The sequence below is a fragment of the Anaerobacillus sp. ABR4_321 genome, assembly GCF_056158505.1.
The window spans coordinates 1,918,154-1,934,676 of sequence record NZ_JBSWTK010000001.1 but is presented as its reverse complement, the minus strand read 5'-3'; the positions used below and the strand labels follow the sequence as shown (position 1 = coordinate 1,934,676).

Sequence of the window (16,523 nt, the reverse complement as noted above, 5' to 3'; positions counted from 1 at the left end):
GAAAAACAAAAGGCAAGAGGGGCTCCCCTCTTGCCTTTTTATTTCCCATTGACTACAAAACAAGGATATTCACCTAGCACTGAGATTCCGATTCCTAATGCCTTAATCTCTTCCATTACGCCTTTTAACAAGATTTCTTTGTTCGGTCTTTCGACATCGATAATGAAGAAGTAGTTCCCAAGGCCCGTTTTCATCGGACGGGACTCAATTTTCGTTAAGTTGAGGTTTCTCCATGCGAATGCAGAAAGCACTTGATGAAGAGCACCTGGATAATCGGACGGCAGAATAATCTTATACGTGACCCGATCTTCTCTAAAAAGGGACGTCCTCGGTAATGGTTCAGGTGTTTTATGTACGACTAAAAAACGAGTATCATTATCTTCTGTATCGTGAATGTTCGACCTCGCTATCTTTAATCCGTATTTTTCGGCAGCAAGATCATTTCCGATGGCAGCTTCACGAGTATCACCTGAATCCCTTACAAACTCAGCCGCTGCACTCGTGGAAGCAACATTCTTCAATTCAACTTCAGGAAGTGCGTGTTGAAGAAAATGATGACATTGAGCAATGGCGTGAGGATGGGATTGAACCGTCTTGATATCACTCAAATTCTCTAGTTCTGGTAAGACGAGTAAATGCTGACGAATCGGTAGTACAAGCTCTCCTACTATAGGAAGTGAAACTTGTTGAGACAGTAGATCGAGGGTCATATTGACGGAGCCTTCAATCGTGTTTTCTAATGGCACGACTCCATAATCGATACGACCTTCTTCAACCGCTTCAAGACAAGTCTTGATCGTAGGAAACGGTATTCTATCTTCTTTTTCGAACAAAGTTTTAGCAGCGATTTCAGTAAAGGTCCCCTCAGGACCTAAAAAACCAATTTTCGATTGACTTTTCATGTCTTCCCCCTATGCTCCTGAGCCAATAATTTCTGCATTGTTCACAGCTTCAATCTGTTTGATTCTATCGATTAAGCTATTCAATTGCAAGTCTGATTCTCCTATTTCCATCGTTAAGATAACTGTCGCGTATCCTTGAAGAGGTATCGTCTGGTTGATTGTAAGGATATTGCACCCAAGTGATGCAACGGTGCTCAAAACGTTAGATAGAGCTCCTGAGCGATCTTCTAGGTGAATCGAGAGCGTGAAGATCTGTTCGATGATCATCGTATGGAATGGAAGGATCGTATCCCGATATTTATAAAAAGCACTTCGGCTCACCCCTACTTGATCGATCGCTTCTCTAACAGAATCTGCAGCGCCACTTTCGAGCAGCAGCTTAGCCTTAAGTGTTTTTAGCATGGAATCGGATAAGACGTCTTCACGTACTAAGAAAAAGTTTTTCTCGCCATTACTCATTACTTCTTTCACCTCTCTCCTAATCACAAGTAGATTTGCAAAAAAGACCGCCCACTTGGACAGTCTTCTGCTTAGATCAATCTACAAACTCAAATTCAAACTCAAGGATCCGAACAGCGTCTCCATCTTCCGCTCCTCGTTCACGCAATGCCTCATCAATGCCCAAGCTACGCATTTGTTGAGCAAATCTGCGAACGTTGTCTTCACGATCAAAGTCTGTCATCTTGAAGAGTCGTTCAATACGAGGACCGTTCACAATAAATGTACCGTCGTCATCACGCGTTATATAGAAATCAGGCGCTTCTTTCTCATGACGGTAAACGACTCTGCTTTCTTCTTCCTTCTCCTCGTCGAGCGGGAATTCAGGCGTCGTTTCTAGCTTATCTGCAATTTCAAATAGGAGTTCTTGTAACCCCTGTCTTGTAACTGCTGAGATCGGATAGATCGGATAGTCTTCTTGAAGCTTCTCTTTAAAGATCTTCAGATTCTCTTCAGAATCAGGCAAGTCCATTTTGTTCGCAACGATAATCTGAGGACGTTCCATAAGACGCATCTTATACTGTTTTAGTTCCTCGTTAATTTTTTCATAATCTTCGAATGGATCTCTGCCTTCCATCCCTGACATATCGATGACATGAACGATAACGCGCGTACGCTCGATGTGTCTTAGGAACTGATGTCCTAAGCCAACACCTTCATGTGCACCTTCAATAAGTCCAGGAAGATCAGCCATTACAAAACTACGTCCATCTTTCGTATCGACAACACCTAGGTTCGGTGCGATCGTTGTAAAATGATAAGCAGCGATTTTCGGTTTTGCTGCGGAAACAACTGATAATAACGTCGATTTCCCTACACTTGGGAATCCTACTAAACCAACGTCTGCGAGGACCTTCAATTCAAGAGTAACTTCTCTCTCTTCTCCCGGCTCTCCATTCTCTGATAGCTCTGGAGCAGGATTTGATGGAGAAGCGAACCTTGTATTTCCTCTGCCTCCACGACCACCTCTTGCAATTGTAGCGCGTTGACCGTGCTCAGTTAAGTCAGCAATTCGTTCACCAGTATCTGCATAGGAAACGACCGTTCCAGGTGGAACTTTAACGACCATATCTTCAGCACCACGGCCATGCTGGTTCTTCGAACGACCATGTTCACCAGTCTTTGCCTTAAAGTGACGGTTATAACGGAAGTCCATCAGAGTACGGAGACCTTCCTCAACTTCGAAGATGACGCTTGCGCCTTTTCCTCCATCTCCTCCGGCAGGTCCACCGTCTGGTACATATTTCTCTCTACGAAAAGCTACCATGCCGTTTCCGCCATCGCCAGCTTTTACAAATATTTTGACCTGATCTACAAACATTCTTTCACCTCATTTAATCAAAAACGTGCTTACAAGCTCATTTTCTGAGTGTTCAAATCGAGTCAGATGAGCACTTTTGATTTCAAAATTCTCGAATTCATCTTTGAGCTTTTGTGAATTAGCATACTCACCTTGAAAATCAAAAACTAGATGAATTTCTTCATGATACAGCTGAAGCGTCAACAGTAAGTGATGATCTGCAGGATAGGTCACCTGTCCTTCGATCGCTTCTGTACACCGAGCAACTAATTCAATCAGTTCTGTTTCATAGCTAGATATATCGTATTCATCCCCGATGACTTCAAAATCCAACTGAAATAAATGGTTACACCAGTTAAACGTCAGTATATATTCTGTAAGTTTTGGGGCATTTAAATTCGATAATTTTGCTTCTTGTCTTGACTGGATAATAATCTCTTCGATAATTTCCTTAGCTCGGTCTATGTGATCGAGGGCCAGGTTCCCTTTGATTAACTGCAGACGATTCAACCAATCATGTCGAGAATGGCGCAGTACTTCAAAGGTATTCCAATTTTTAGACATATTTGCACTCCCAATACTCTATCCATTTCCTTCATTATAACAATAATTGCATTTCATATTGTTTTCAAAAGAAATCGATCCCTAGTTGTTTTTCATCGTGCATCGTCACTCGACTGTTCGTTATTAAAGTCTATCGTATCAAAAAACTCTAACCGAACGGTTAGAGTTTTTCTTAGCTGCTTACGCTTCTTTCGCAACTGGATATACACTTACTTGTTTACGGTCACGTCCAAGGCGCTCAAACTTAACAACGCCATCGATTTTCGCGTATAGAGTGTCGTCTCCACCGCGGCCAACGTTTGTACCAGGATAAATCTTAGTTCCACGCTGACGGAAAAGGATAGAGCCACCGGATACGATTTGGCCATCTGCGCTCTTAGCTCCAAGACGCTTGGAGATTGAGTCACGACCGTTCTTCGTACTACCTACACCTTTTTTGGATGCGAAAAACTGAAGGTTCATTTTCAACATAATGTCCCACCTCCTATGTGTGAGTGATTTGAATATGATTACCGTATTCTTCGGCAATTGAGGAAATAGAAACTTCCATTCCTCGAAGAAGAAGTTGAACATTCTCATCTGTACGCTGCTCTAAACGAGCAGGAACTGTACAACTGAGATAGCCCCCTTCATCTTCCATGTCAATTATGAGTTCTACATCACAAAGGGATTCAATTGCATTAACCGCCCCGAACGTTACAGCAGATACGCCAGCACACACAATATCATAACCATGTGGTCCAGCATCTGCATGTCCAGAGAGAGAAAATGAAATGATTCTGTCATGAGAATCGCGTTTCACTTTGAAACGAATCATGTCAGTAACCCTTATGCGTTGATTTTGTCAATGACTACTTTTGTGTAAGGCTGACGATGGCCTTGCTTACGACGGTAATTTTTCTTTGGCTTATATTTATAAACCGTGATTTTCTTACCTTTACCATGCTTGTCAACTTTACCAGTTACAGTAGCGCCTTCTACGATAGGAGAACCAACTTTAACGTCATCTCCACCTACCATTAGCACACGGTCAAAAGTAACAGTTTCACCTGCTTCTGTGTTAAGAAGCTCGATGTAAACTTCCTGACCTTCAGTAACTTTGATTTGTTTACCACCAGTTTCAATAATTGCGTACATACGTGCACCTCCTCTAATACTCAGACTCGCCATTACAGGTGCTAGAACACTAGCTTAGAAACCTGATTTTGAGCGGTTGTAGCTCTTTGGGTGCTTCCAAACGAACTAACCACTAAATCATACCATAGCTGAAAATACCGTGTCAATGCGATTATTTCGAGTTAATCAAGCTCTAACAAAAGCTTATGAAACGGCAAACCATCCTTCTTTCTCTGAAGCTCGATCAAACCAAATTTCGTAAAGCCTCCTACCACCATTCTCGAGTCCGTTTTGGCGGCTTCTTTTAGAAGTTGTAACAGCTCATTCTTGTCACTTTCTACCATGGGGAGCGGATCGATCAGGATCGTACCAGAGATATTCCTTAATCTAATTTGTTCCAAGATCTTAAGGATAGCAGCTTCGTTTACACTTTTATGCGTTTCTTCAATAGATTGAAAAGCCGCTCCCCCGCTGTCGATGTCGATTGCAGTAAGGGCGCTAGTCGACTCGATATGAACGAACGCTTTTCCTACCTTCACGGTTGATCGTGAAAGTTCAGCTACCTTTTCCTTCAGTAGTCTTATGTTAGTGTGACTTTCATCAACCTCAATAAGACTTGGATTGAACCCAAGTTGTTTGAACTCATCAGCAGCGTTTGAGGAATTTGTCACCACTTGATCTATCCGATCGAGCGGGTACAGCTTTTCAAGTCTGTCATTCGATTTCACAATTCTTGCTGGCGGATTCCTACTAGATGCTTTCTCTAAAATTGTTTTCCATTCATTCCTTTTATATGTAAGCTCTTCGACCAATTGATCAGCACTCAACTCTTTTGCTTTCGTACGGAAGATGACGCCTTCCTCACCAACGCAATGGTCTGTTGCGATCGATAACAATTCATCTCTATCTTTGATAGACTTTGCCACAGCAGAGTAGCCTGCATAAGGCATATAAACCAATGTATCACTCGCTAAATGAATGAGCTCGGTGACGAGAGGACCTTTCCGATCATACCCTTCATGCTTTACTTGAACTAAAAGAGCCTGTCCGACTTCTAAAAAATCAGAAACAGCCGGAGGTGTCTCGCCGACTGTCTTGTTCCTCTGCGCTTTTATCGTTTCACTTCCGTTCAATAAGCCTGGCTTTCCTCCTCCAAGCGAAACAAAAGCTGCGTTCTTTCCCTTTACCACATTATTGACGACACCAAGAATAATATCGCCCTGCGATGGTTTGAAACGATTATGCTTCTCAATCCATAGGTCGATGAAGTCGCCTTCCTTTTGAATAGCGACTACTCTCGAATCGTCTTTCTCAAGAACAAGTAACTGCATTCCTTTTTACACCCTTTGATCGTTTTCTTTAGTTTATCTGAAAAGTGTACCGACTGCACATCTTAGCTGATTTTTTTGGAAATAGGCTTCTAGCAGCATTTTTTCATCTGCACACACATCGAGTTCTTTTATTGTGATCGTGTACCGTCTCCCTCTGTATAGCTTCGAGAGAACTTCACTCAATCTCATATTCGGCATCACAGAAAGCGTTGCTTCTTTTCCCTCATACACCCTAGTATACCGATCGAGTAAAAACCGGAAATAAATATAAGGGTGGTGCTTCCACTCTTTTATATGTGCAGCGACTAAAAAGCTCATCACGATCCACAAACTCAGCTGTTCAGGAAACCAGAGACTTGTAATAAGGATAAGAACGAGTAAAAACAGTGCAGATGAGTAGATCATCGATCGATGAGCAACCTTAAACGGATAGAGGATCGTGTAAAGTAAAAACAATAATTTTCCACCGTCCAGTGGCCATATAGGCAGCAAGTTAAATAATAAAACGATCATATTGTGAAACAAAAAAAGGTCGAACAGAGATTCGGTGATCATTCCAGCCTCAAAGATGAGAAATCCTGCACCAATCATCCATACATGCTGCAATGGTCCTGCAAGGATCACGAGAAACTCTTCATAGATGGGTCGATTACCGTGCTCATCTACAACAGCTACACCACCGAACGGGAGGAGGACAATCTTGTTTATTCGCCAACGAAAATAATTCGCAGTCACTGCATGACCCATTTCGTGTATGAATACGATGCTAAAGAGTAAAATGACCTCCCTGAATCTGCCCGTTATGATCGCTAATCCTATTGTGACCCAAAACAACGGATGAATAGTCAGCTTTCGAAGCATTATTCGATTGGGACAACTTGAAGAGGGTCAACGAAAGCCTCGTTCTGTTTTATTGCAAAATAGAACGTACCTGTTTTACCATCTTCCGAGTTCGTCACATTTCCTAATTTATCTTTTGTTTTCACAAAATCATATAATGAGACATCGACTGACTCTAACATGCCATACCAAGATTCACTTCCGTCAGCATGTTGGATGACAACCGTATTGCCGATTCCTTCTTTTTCACCAGCATAGGTGATCACACCCGCATTGATGGCTTCTACTTCTGTACTTAAGACCGTTTCTACCATGATGCCTTTACCAGTGGACTGGAAATCTTCAAGAACCTTCCCATTTGCAGGTAATGCAAAAACAGGTGTTTCGCCCGCCGTCGTCGTATCCTTCCCGTCTGGGATCAAAGCAACAGGATTACCGAACTTCCCTTCATACCAATCTCTCACCATTGCAAACTGAAATTCAGTCTCCATCATATTCGTTACATATCCCTTAACTGGTAGAAGCTTTTCACTTTCGGATTTAAATAATATGCCTGCACCTAAAAACAAACAAGCAGCAATCATAGCTCGTATGAGAAACGCCTGCTTATTAAATAACGGATGAAAGGTCACCTCTGTTTGATGGAAATGCGGTTGCTCCCCTTTTCTTTCGCTATGCGATGTCGACCTCACCGGATGACGATGTTTCTTCCTTGCATTTAGTCGCTTTCTGACCTCATTTATATCCCTTCCCATCGCTCACCCCTCCCTCCTAGCCGTAGTATTCAGTCTATGACTTGTCCGGAGGGGTTATGTCATTGGATTTATACAGAGACACCAACAAAAAAACCGGCACGATGGCCGGTTTCTTATGAACGCATTCCGAAGAATTTCTTTACTTTTGTAAGCACACCTTTCTCTTCTTGAAGAGAAAGAAGGGGCACAGATTCACCAAGAATTCTTCGAGCGATATTACGATATGCGATAGAAGCTTTCGAACTTGGGTCGAGTGCGATGGGCTCACCTTTGTTGGAGGCACGGATAACGGTATCATCATCACCGACAATTCCTAAAAGATCGATTGCGAGGATCGAAACGATCTCATCCACATCGAGCATCTCACCACTCTGCATCATATGGTTTCGAATGCGGTTAACAACAAGCTTTGGTGCCTCGATGCCTTCCTCTTTTTCAAGAAGTCCGATAATACGGTCAGCATCGCGAACCGCAGATGTTTCAGGTGTTGTTACTACAACAGACTTATCTGCTCCAGCAATCGCATTTTGAAATCCTTGTTCGATTCCCGCAGGACAATCGATAAGAACGTAATCGTAATCTTGCTTCAACTCTTCGATGATCTTCTTCATTTCCTTCGGCTGCACAGCCGACTTATCCTTCGTCTGAGCGGCAGGCAGCATATACAGCGCTTCAAAACGCTTGTCTTTGATCAAAGCTTGGTGAAGTCGGCATCTGCCCTCAGCGACGTCGACGAGATCATAGATAATTCTATTTTCAAGCCCCATCACTACATCTAAATTTCGAAGGCCGATATCCGTATCAACTAGACATACCTTTTTGCCCATTAGTGCAAGAGCTGTTCCGATGTTTGCTGTAGTCGTGGTTTTCCCCACGCCGCCTTTTCCGGAAGTGATTACTATAGCGTCTCCCACACAACATTCCCCTTTCTGTCTACAACCTTGTCAAATTCGGTCTAATTTTAGTTAGTATTTGAACGCGATCTACGCTTATTTCAGTACCCTCTTTAATGTATGCGCATTCTGCTTCTGCATCTGTAATGCCTGATTGATCAGGTGGTCTGCTAATTAAATCTGCTATTCGTAGTTGGGAAGGTTTTAATAAAGACGCCGTGATAACTGCATCCGTATTACCGTATGCTCCAGCATGAGCGATTCCTCGAAGTGTTCCCATCACGAAGATATTCCCCCCAGCCATCACAGTACCGCCCGGATTAACATCTCCTATTAAAAGTAAATCTCCTTCTACTTCTAAAATTTGACCCGAACGTACAGTTCTTGCGACGGACTTAACAGTCGTCCGCTTCCTTTCTTCTTCCGCCTCATCACGAGAAATAACATTGGAATCGATTCGATCAACTTCAAGATTTTGTTTGGATTGAATAAGATCTCGTAGCGTTTCTTCCTGTTCAGCCGTCAAGTATCGATTTCCTACTTTGATGGTAACAGTAATCGTATGTCCTTCCGTTTGTTGTATATGACGAGCGGAAAGTTTGTCATCAAGATCATTTATGACATCACGAAAGGCGCAAGAATCATCCAATATTAAATTCAAGCCATCTTTCGTACCTTTTATCGTGACATAATGCTGTGATTGTTTTTGTGCCATAGCCAATTTCATTCACCTCAACATAGAATATTTCAACGTAGCTAGAGGAAAATCCTCTTTTCGGCCTAATTTTCTTGTCTACGGCTTTCCGACAATTCTTCCAGCAAACGCTTCACAGGAAAGTAAACAATGAGCATAAAAATACCATTCAAGATCAAAGAGGGCAAATAACGGTCATGGATGAAAGAGTTAAATGAAAGGTTCGTAATGTTAATCAACGAAAACAGCTCATAAACATAGAACTCCAACATAGTAAAGCCAAGTAAAACAAGTACAAGCGAAATAAACCAATTTAAATGGAACACCTTCGCAAGATATCCAATTATGTATGCACTGACTGCGATTCCAAACATATACACACCGACAAGATCAGTGTAAATCAAATCATGTAGTAACCCGAAGATCACCCCAAAGATTACTCCGAACATAGGAGATAAATACATACCTACCAAAAGCACAACAACTGCTACAAATCTCGGTATCAGCTGAAACTCTAAATCATACTGCTCTGGTGCAAAGACTTGAAATACGGTTCCCTCGATGAGGAAAAGAACGAAGAGCGTTCCAGATAGAAGAAGCTGCTTCATTCTTCATCACCTTCTTCAGATGAAGGTGTAACCGTTTGTGCTCCTCTGTCGATGACCATCACGTTGTTGATATCGTACAAATCAGCTGCAGGTTTAACGTAAGCAGTCTGAGTTGTTCCTACGTTATCCGTTTCTACATCCATGATCTCACCGATCACGATTCCTCTTGGGAAGATCCCACCATTTCCTGCAGTGATCACCGTTTGGCCCTTTTTCACTTTTGTATCGACCGGAATCTTAGCAAAGATCAACATGTCTCTTTCGGAGTCATACCCTTCGATCGTACCAAATACATTGTTATCTTCCTGCGTCATCGCAGCGATTCGGTTTGTTCGGTCGACATCACTTACAAGCTGAACAGTGGAAGAAAACGGCTGAACGTTTTTGATCTTGCCGATCAAGCCCTTTGGTGTCGTAACAGCCATATTCGCTTCTACACCATCTTGTTTACCCTTATCGATCGTCAATAAATCATTCCACCGATCTGGTGAACGCGCGATCATGTTCGCATGAAATGTCTGATAGTTAGATATCCCTGTTGAGGGATCGATATTCAACTCATTTTTGAGCTCAGCATTTTCCTGCTTTACTTCTTTCAGCTCTTCAGAAAGTGCAACAAATTCATTCAATCTAGATTTCAAGAGTTTGTTTTCTTCATACATATCTTTCATTTCTCCAACACTCTCAAATAAACCCGCTACTGAATTAGCGGGTTTATAGAAGACGGATTGAAGCCAACCAACTGAATCTTTGAAGAATTGTTCTGGAATCGTCAAAGCATCTCTTTCTTTCATTGAGGTACCGATAAGTGCCACAAGAACGATAATACTGACAAGTAGAACAATTAGTCTTTTATTCGAAAAAAATTGCGGCATGCCTTACAACACCTTCTAACTACTTCTGTTTTGATGATCGGGAAGTAATCCCAGCTCTTGATTTGAACAGATGAATATTTTCAAGTGCACGACCCGTTCCAATCGCTACACACTCTAGTGGGTTTTCAGCTACGATGACTGGCATCTTCGTTTCATCACTGATCACCTGATCAAGGTTTCGAAGCAATGCGCCTCCACCTGTTAGAACGATGCCACGATCCATAATGTCAGCTGCAAGCTCTGGCGGCGTTTTTTCAAGGGTTACTTTTACAGCTTCGATGATGCTGTTGACCGTATCGTTAAGTGCTCCAGACACCTCTTCTGCTGAAACGCTGATCGTTTTAGGTAAACCTGTCACAAGGTCACGTCCGCGGATATCCATCGCTTCGATTCCCTCTGTTGAACCAGCAGATCCGATTTCAAGTTTCAATTGCTCTGCAGTTCTCTCACCGATCATAAGGTTATACGTCTTTTTGATGTATTGAATGATGGACTCGTCCATCTCATCTCCAGCGATGCGGATCGATTCGCTCGTAACGATTCCACCAAGAGAAATAATCGCAACTTCTGTTGTTCCTCCACCAATATCTACGACCATGCTTCCTGTAGGTTCCCACACAGGAAGATCAGCACCGATCGCGGCTGCGAATGGTTCTTCGATTGTGTATGGCTCGCGTGCTCCCGCTTGACGAGTCGCATCTTCAACTGCACGTTTTTCAACCGCAGTGATTCCAGAAGGTACGCATACCATCACATTCGGTTTACGTGCAAACACAGAACGATTCTTCTGAGCTTGTTTAATAAAATATTTAAGCATCGTCGCTGTTGTTTCGAAATCTGCGATAACGCCATCCTTCATTGGTCTTAGGGCTACGATATTTCCAGGCGTACGTCCGATCATATTCTTTGCATCATTACCGACAGCTTCGATTGAACCTGTATCCGTACGAAGCGCTACTACAGACGGCTCACGTACAACTACTCCCTTGCCTTTCACATAAGCCAGCGTATTCGCTGTACCTAAATCTATACCCATATCTCTTGAAAATCCACCAAACATTTATGTTAAATCTCCCTTCAGTTCAAGCAAAACTCATAAATATGATTATACTGCATCAGTATTGAAAACGGTAGTGGGAAAACGTGTCATAATGAGATGTTTTACACATACCCTTTTTCTTTTAAACTAATAAACTTTTGATCCCCAATAATAATATGATCGAGCACATCGATGCCGATCATCTTTCCACATTCAGCTAGCCTTTTCGTGACTTCGATATCTTCACGACTAGGTGTCGGATCACCGCTCGGATGATTGTGAAAACAGATGAGCGATGCAGCTGATCGACGAAACGCTTCTCTAAACACTTCCCTAGGATGAACGATTGAAGCATTCAAGCTGCCAACGAAGACTGTTTTTCTATGTAAAACTTGGTTCTTCGTATTTAAATAAAGGCAAACAAAATGCTCCTGTGATAAGAATCGCATATCTTCCATCACGTAGTTCGCACCATCTTCAGGTGAGCGCACTGTGTAGCGTTCCTCTTGCTGTAGACGACTTACACGCCTTCCAAGTTCGATTGCAGCCATAAGTTGAACTGCTTTTGCTGGTCCTACACCGTTTAAAGAAGTCAATTCCTCAATGCTCGCATCCTTCAAAAGGCGCAACCCCTCGAAATGTTGAATGATGCGATGAGATAATTCAAGGACGGACTCCTGCTTCGTTCCTGTTCTAAGAACAATAGCAAGGAGTTCCTGATTTGATAATACCTCTGAACCACCCTTGATCAGACGCTCTCTCGGGCGTTCGTCTTCTGGGTAGTCACGAATTAATAGTGGTGTTTTTAACAACACGCTTCCTCCCTGGATTCATCTATCTGTCTGACTTATGCTGAATCTCTGGAACAATTCCAAAAGCCGCGAGTTCACGCAGCGTTCTAGAAATAGGAAGCCCAACCACGCTATAGTAGTCTCCTTGAATGCATTTAACAAAGGCGGCACCGAAGCCCTGAATCCCATAAGCTCCCGCTTTATCGTAAGGCTCGTCTGTATCAAGATACTGAGAGATTTCACTATCAGTTAATTCCCAGAATGTAACGTCAGTGGCAACAGAAAAGCTGGACTGCTGACCTTCTGATAAGATTGACACACCTGAATAAACCGTGTGTGTACGGCCTGAAAGAGCCGTAAGCATCTGCCTCGCATGCTCGCGGTTATCCGGCTTTACCAACACGTCACCATCTAGCGTGACGACTGTATCAGATCCTAATACCACTGCATCCTGGGTTCTGTTAAACACTTCACTCGCTTTACCATAAGCAAGTTGTTCTACGAGTTCAGCCGGTGTAACAGAAAGTGAGATGTGCTCTTCAAAACGACTTACGATTATATCAAAAGTGAGGTTCATTTGCTCAAGAAGTTCTTTTCTTCGAGGAGAGCCTGAGGCTAAAACGAGGTGCTTCATATATACCACCCTTTTTTGTAAATGATTCACAAGTGGGAAAAGGGCTTGATAACAGCTTATCAAATCCCTTTTCTTTCCACAATTTAAAATTTGACGTTCCTTTACAATTTTCGTGTGTTTCCGTCATTGTATGTGCATAAGAAAGCATTTTATTTCCAATATCGTTAACTTTATATGACTAGCTACCCCTTTATCCTACATTTAAATCCTTTACTCCGCAAACACGTGCTTATTTAAGGCTATCAACCAATTCCTGATAAGACACAAGTGCATCTAGTAAATGCTGTTGGGCTAACCAAAGAGATGAGATCGTTTCATTAGAGGTGTACGCTTTCATCTCATTAAGAGCACCGTTCAATGAGGTGACTAGCTCCTCTCCTCCTCCTTTTGTCCACCCGTCTATGTCTGGGGTCTTCTCACTCCATTTGGTTAACCTGCCTTCTGCGTTCTTTATCATCTCATCCGTTAACTCTTCATCAGTTAACCCATTTAGATCCATCGCCACCAACTGTTCAATAAATTCTTTTCCTTCTTTTAAATGAGAAGCACCTTCCTCTGTTACATTTACGGCTTCCGCATTGATGTTCCATTCTTTTGCGTAAACGTCTTCCCCTTTATTCTCAAAATAACCAGCGAGAGCGTTCTGACCTTCCGTCGTTTGAGATACGCCGATCAGTAAATAATAGTTATCACTATTAATAATTGCTGCCGGAAACCCATTATCCTTAAGTCTCTGCTGGAATTCTAGCGCAGATTCTTCTGTACTGTAAACGCCTGACTGAACAACTTTAAGATTTAGTGACAGCTCTTCTGTATTTACATTTGTCGCTTTGGGAGGAACCTCTGTCGTACTCCCACTTACCGGTGCAGCATTCTCATTTCCTGAGAACACCATCAATAAGATGAACCCGAACATCACACCTAAAAATACTGCTGAGGCAACTGAAATCATGACATTCTTGTGTATGACCATTGGTTTTGAGACTATTCTTTGCTTCTTCTTTTTCCTTCGTAGTGGCAGCATATGCTTTTGTTTTTTCCCGCTAGGTTTCTTCTTTTGAAGCTGAAGCTTCTTTAAGTCGACCACCTTCTTCGAATCTCTTCGCTCAGGAAGAATCCACTCAAATTCCTTTTCCTCAGCAGCTGCGCTTTCTTCTTTATGCAGTTCAGGATTGCAATCCTTGTTCTCACCATCAAAACGAATCGAAATGGTTCTACCATCTTTCATATCGTTACCCCCTCATTAGCGGCTTGTACTATAGTCTATGAAATAGGGAGATTTGCTAGAACAGGACTTACTAGATTTGTTTCAAAGCATAAAAAAGAGCCACCAGTTCGGCAGCTTACTTTTATTCTGAAGCGGATTCTTGCTCATCTTCTTCCTCTTCAACCGTTTCATACAATGGATTATCTTTATCGGAAGGCTCTGGATAATCGATGGACGGAGTTTGTTCAGCAAGATCCGTTAATGTAGGGATGTAAAAAGTTGCGACATTCGCGATATAGGCAACATCTAAGTTCTCTTCATCTGCTGCAGGAAGGACTGACTCAGATCTTCCAGAAAACGTTAATCCGCTAATAAGAGCCATACGAGGCAATTCTTCGATCGAGAGAAGAAACTTTCTTAAAGAAGGGTAGTTGTCAGAAGTCATCTCCATACTTACGTCAACCGCTTGAATACCTTCTGGAAGAGCTACAGCTGGTTCCTCTGGAATATCATTTTCTTCTGTGCTTTCTTCAGCAGCTTCTTCTTCATCTTCCTCCGAAAATTCTTCAGTGTTCAGTACATCATCAACGAAGTCCAATTGATGGATGCTGCTTTTCGATACGAGCTCAGCGCGATTCAAGTCAAGAATAAATTGATCGACCAACGGTTTAACGGGAACTTTACGCTGTAATAGCGTCGTGTCGAACGCATCGACCTTTTGTTCTTCTTTCGCCTGAAGAAGTTCTATAAGTTCCTCGTTCTGTTCAACCTGCCTTTCCAACCTATTCACTTCCTGCTTTTTAGGGGCAACACTATAGAAGTAAAACATTGTTACACCGAGGACAAGGATCAGTAGACCGACTAATGTTAAGAGATTACGTGTGCGATTATCCATCGGTCTCCTCCTCTTCTGCTCTTAGGTTTTCTTTGTTAATAACGATTTCATAATCCGTTACGTACCTCGGTAAAATTCTGCTGTCTTCTTCCGTTTCTTCGGTTAGCTGAGCCGTTTGCACGGTAAGAACACTAGCTGACGTAACATTCACAGATTCGTTCAAAGCATTTAGGTATTGAGAAACTTCCTTCATCTGATCGAATTGAACGGTCACTGTCACCGTTTCATCACCATCAAAAGCATATTCCATGAAAAATCCACGTTCAGGAAGTCTAGCTACTAGATCATCTAAGAGTTTCACCGTAGAAAACTCAATCGAATCTAGCCAAGTAACATACTGTTGTAACGTATCCGCAGAGCTAACGATTTCAGAATCGTTCCCTTGCATGACAGATAATAGCTCGTTCGAACGTTCAAGCTTTTGTTCCAGCTCAGCTTGCTCATTGTTAAGTTGATTCGCGTTGACTAAAAAAATAATAAAGGTAATTAGTAACACCATTGCAACAGATATAGGAATATAAATGAAAGAAAAAGATCGTCTTGTTTTCTTAGGGAGTAAATTAATCTCGATCAGCATCACTGCACCCCTTCAAAGCAAGACCCATCGCGGTATAATATTTCAACGGCAACACGAGTCCATCTTCATCTTTGATTTCACTTTTCGTTTCGCCCTTAACTGGAATCGCTAACGTTTCTTCTAACCGTAAGTTAAGAAGATCGATTTCAGGAAAATCGCCTGATAAGAAAACCGATTGTATCGTTTTTCCGCTCCGATTCATCGAATAGTAGTAGAAGTTGATGACCCGCTCGATCTCTGCAATGCTTTCTTCTATTTTTTCCTGTAAGTCATCTCGTTCTCCAGACCATTTTAAACTTTCAGATCTTCTTGAAGTCGAATGAACCTCCCACATCGAGTATGGAGTATCCATTAAGATTTGTCGGATGAATGCAGGTTGATGATTATAGAAAACGCTAACATTCATCGCCTGAATACCTGCATGGATAACGAGGGTAGGTTCATACTGATCGATGAGTCCATGGTGATAATAGAGTCGATATAAAGATAAAGCCGTCACATCTGCAGCCTCTGGACGTAGGGATATTGATTCTAATAGAGTTGATATGTCAGTTACGATACTCTCTGGAGCGGCAAACAATAAAATCTCTTTATGTTCATCTGTTGTTCGTACGAGCTCATAATCAAAAACCGCTTCGCTAAATGGAAGTTTGATACTCGAACCCATTTCTAAATAAAGGTGTCCCTTTATTTCATCATCTGAGACCGTAAGCGGAATCTTTTCATTTCGAAGCACCATATAGGTATCAGGAACGAGGAACTGTACTTTTTTCTTTTTTATCCCCCACTCTTCCACACATTCTATGAGGATATCTTTTAGCGTATCTCTTTCGATGATCTTCCCGTTTTTAATAATGTCTTCAGGTAAGAACCGTTCATGATATGTACGAAGTGACATGTCACCTTTATTGACCTCAACCATACGGATTACGTGATCATACAGGGCAAGGCTAATTTGTTTTGTTTGAGGCTTCAATCCCAAAAAGTTCATTTATCTTTCCCCC

At 42.1% G+C, this 16,523-nt stretch carries 21 protein-coding genes and 1 other annotated feature; all 21 genes read right to left on the bottom strand.

Going from position 1 to position 16,523, the window contains the following annotated elements:
- Window positions 1–38: 38 nt before the first annotated feature.
- Window positions 39–902: a prephenate dehydratase gene (gene pheA / locus ACXADT_RS09910; protein WP_474810940.1), complete on the bottom strand. Its 864-nt coding sequence runs from the start codon at window positions 900–902 to the stop codon at window positions 39–41.
- 9 nt (window positions 903–911) lie between these two features.
- A complete protein-coding gene (locus ACXADT_RS09905) occupies window positions 912–1,361 on the bottom strand; it encodes an ACT domain-containing protein (protein ID WP_270179440.1) in 450 nt (149 codons plus the stop codon).
- 76 nt (window positions 1,362–1,437) lie between these two features.
- Entirely contained in the window at window positions 1,438–2,721 is a 1,284-nt protein-coding gene (gene obgE, locus ACXADT_RS09900) for a GTPase ObgE (RefSeq protein ID WP_270179441.1), read from the bottom strand.
- Between the two features lie 9 nt (window positions 2,722–2,730).
- Window positions 2,731–3,264, bottom strand: coding sequence for a Spo0B C-terminal domain-containing protein (locus tag ACXADT_RS09895; protein WP_270179442.1), 534 nt, complete (start codon window positions 3,262–3,264; stop codon window positions 2,731–2,733).
- Between the two features lie 180 nt (window positions 3,265–3,444).
- Window positions 3,445–3,735 (bottom strand): 50S ribosomal protein L27, encoded by a 291-nt coding sequence (rpmA, locus tag ACXADT_RS09890; protein ID WP_224878597.1) that lies wholly within the window; start codon window positions 3,733–3,735, stop codon window positions 3,445–3,447.
- Between the two features lie 13 nt (window positions 3,736–3,748).
- Window positions 3,749–4,081 carry a ribosomal-processing cysteine protease Prp gene (locus ACXADT_RS09885; protein WP_270179443.1) on the bottom strand — a complete coding sequence of 111 codons (333 nt, stop codon included), beginning with the start codon at window positions 4,079–4,081 and terminating at the stop codon, window positions 3,749–3,751.
- 11 nt (window positions 4,082–4,092) lie between these two features.
- Entirely contained in the window at window positions 4,093–4,401 is a 309-nt protein-coding gene (rplU, locus tag ACXADT_RS09880) for a 50S ribosomal protein L21 (RefSeq protein WP_224878599.1), read from the bottom strand.
- A 12-nt stretch (window positions 4,402–4,413) separates the two neighbouring features.
- Window positions 4,414–4,489, bottom strand: a sequence feature (ribosomal protein L21 leader region).
- A gap of 73 nt (window positions 4,490–4,562) precedes the next feature.
- The gene (locus tag ACXADT_RS09875; RefSeq protein WP_474834472.1) at window positions 4,563–5,711 is read right to left on the bottom strand and encodes a ribonuclease E/G; all 1,149 of its coding nucleotides are present in this window, start codon (window positions 5,709–5,711) and stop codon (window positions 4,563–4,565) included.
- A 33-nt stretch (window positions 5,712–5,744) separates the two neighbouring features.
- Window positions 5,745–6,572, bottom strand: a complete 828-nt coding sequence (locus ACXADT_RS09870) for a M50 family metallopeptidase (protein ID WP_474810933.1) — start codon at window positions 6,570–6,572, stop codon at window positions 5,745–5,747.
- Window positions 6,572–7,306, bottom strand: a complete 735-nt coding sequence (locus tag ACXADT_RS09865) for a M23 family metallopeptidase (protein WP_270179446.1) — start codon at window positions 7,304–7,306, stop codon at window positions 6,572–6,574. Before ACXADT_RS09865 ends, ACXADT_RS09870 begins: the two co-directional genes overlap by 1 nt.
- A gap of 113 nt (window positions 7,307–7,419) precedes the next feature.
- Window positions 7,420–8,220 (bottom strand): septum site-determining protein MinD, encoded by an 801-nt coding sequence (gene minD / locus ACXADT_RS09860; protein WP_270179447.1) that lies wholly within the window; start codon window positions 8,218–8,220, stop codon window positions 7,420–7,422.
- A 19-nt stretch (window positions 8,221–8,239) separates the two neighbouring features.
- On the bottom strand, window positions 8,240–8,914 hold the full coding sequence (gene minC, locus ACXADT_RS09855) for a septum site-determining protein MinC (protein ID WP_474814750.1): 675 nt from the start codon (window positions 8,912–8,914) through the stop codon (window positions 8,240–8,242).
- 65 nt (window positions 8,915–8,979) lie between these two features.
- On the bottom strand, window positions 8,980–9,501 hold the full coding sequence (mreD, locus tag ACXADT_RS09850) for a rod shape-determining protein MreD (protein WP_474834469.1): 522 nt from the start codon (window positions 9,499–9,501) through the stop codon (window positions 8,980–8,982).
- A complete protein-coding gene (mreC, locus tag ACXADT_RS09845) occupies window positions 9,498–10,376 on the bottom strand; it encodes a rod shape-determining protein MreC (RefSeq protein WP_474834467.1) in 879 nt (292 codons plus the stop codon). The genes mreD and mreC overlap by 4 nt, the downstream gene beginning before the upstream one ends.
- Window positions 10,377–10,395: 19 nt before the next feature.
- A complete protein-coding gene (locus tag ACXADT_RS09840) occupies window positions 10,396–11,436 on the bottom strand; it encodes a rod shape-determining protein (RefSeq protein WP_270179450.1) in 1,041 nt (346 codons plus the stop codon).
- 101 nt (window positions 11,437–11,537) lie between these two features.
- The gene (gene radC / locus ACXADT_RS09835) at window positions 11,538–12,227 is read right to left on the bottom strand and encodes a RadC family protein (protein ID WP_270179451.1); all 690 of its coding nucleotides are present in this window, start codon (window positions 12,225–12,227) and stop codon (window positions 11,538–11,540) included.
- A gap of 22 nt (window positions 12,228–12,249) precedes the next feature.
- Window positions 12,250–12,840 carry a Maf family protein gene (locus ACXADT_RS09830; protein WP_474834465.1) on the bottom strand — a complete coding sequence of 197 codons (591 nt, stop codon included), beginning with the start codon at window positions 12,838–12,840 and terminating at the stop codon, window positions 12,250–12,252.
- A 229-nt stretch (window positions 12,841–13,069) separates the two neighbouring features.
- The gene (locus ACXADT_RS09825) at window positions 13,070–14,068 is read right to left on the bottom strand and encodes a hypothetical protein (RefSeq protein WP_474834463.1); all 999 of its coding nucleotides are present in this window, start codon (window positions 14,066–14,068) and stop codon (window positions 13,070–13,072) included.
- A 121-nt stretch (window positions 14,069–14,189) separates the two neighbouring features.
- On the bottom strand, window positions 14,190–14,942 hold the full coding sequence (locus tag ACXADT_RS09820; protein WP_474834461.1) for a hypothetical protein: 753 nt from the start codon (window positions 14,940–14,942) through the stop codon (window positions 14,190–14,192).
- Complete coding sequence (locus ACXADT_RS09815) at window positions 14,935–15,519, bottom strand: hypothetical protein (protein ID WP_270179455.1); 585 nt, start codon at window positions 15,517–15,519, stop codon at window positions 14,935–14,937. The genes ACXADT_RS09820 and ACXADT_RS09815 overlap by 8 nt, the downstream gene beginning before the upstream one ends.
- Window positions 15,503–16,510 carry a type IV pilus biogenesis protein PilM gene (pilM, locus tag ACXADT_RS09810; RefSeq protein ID WP_474834458.1) on the bottom strand — a complete coding sequence of 336 codons (1,008 nt, stop codon included), beginning with the start codon at window positions 16,508–16,510 and terminating at the stop codon, window positions 15,503–15,505. Before pilM ends, ACXADT_RS09815 begins: the two co-directional genes overlap by 17 nt.
- Window positions 16,511–16,523 lie beyond the last annotated feature (13 nt).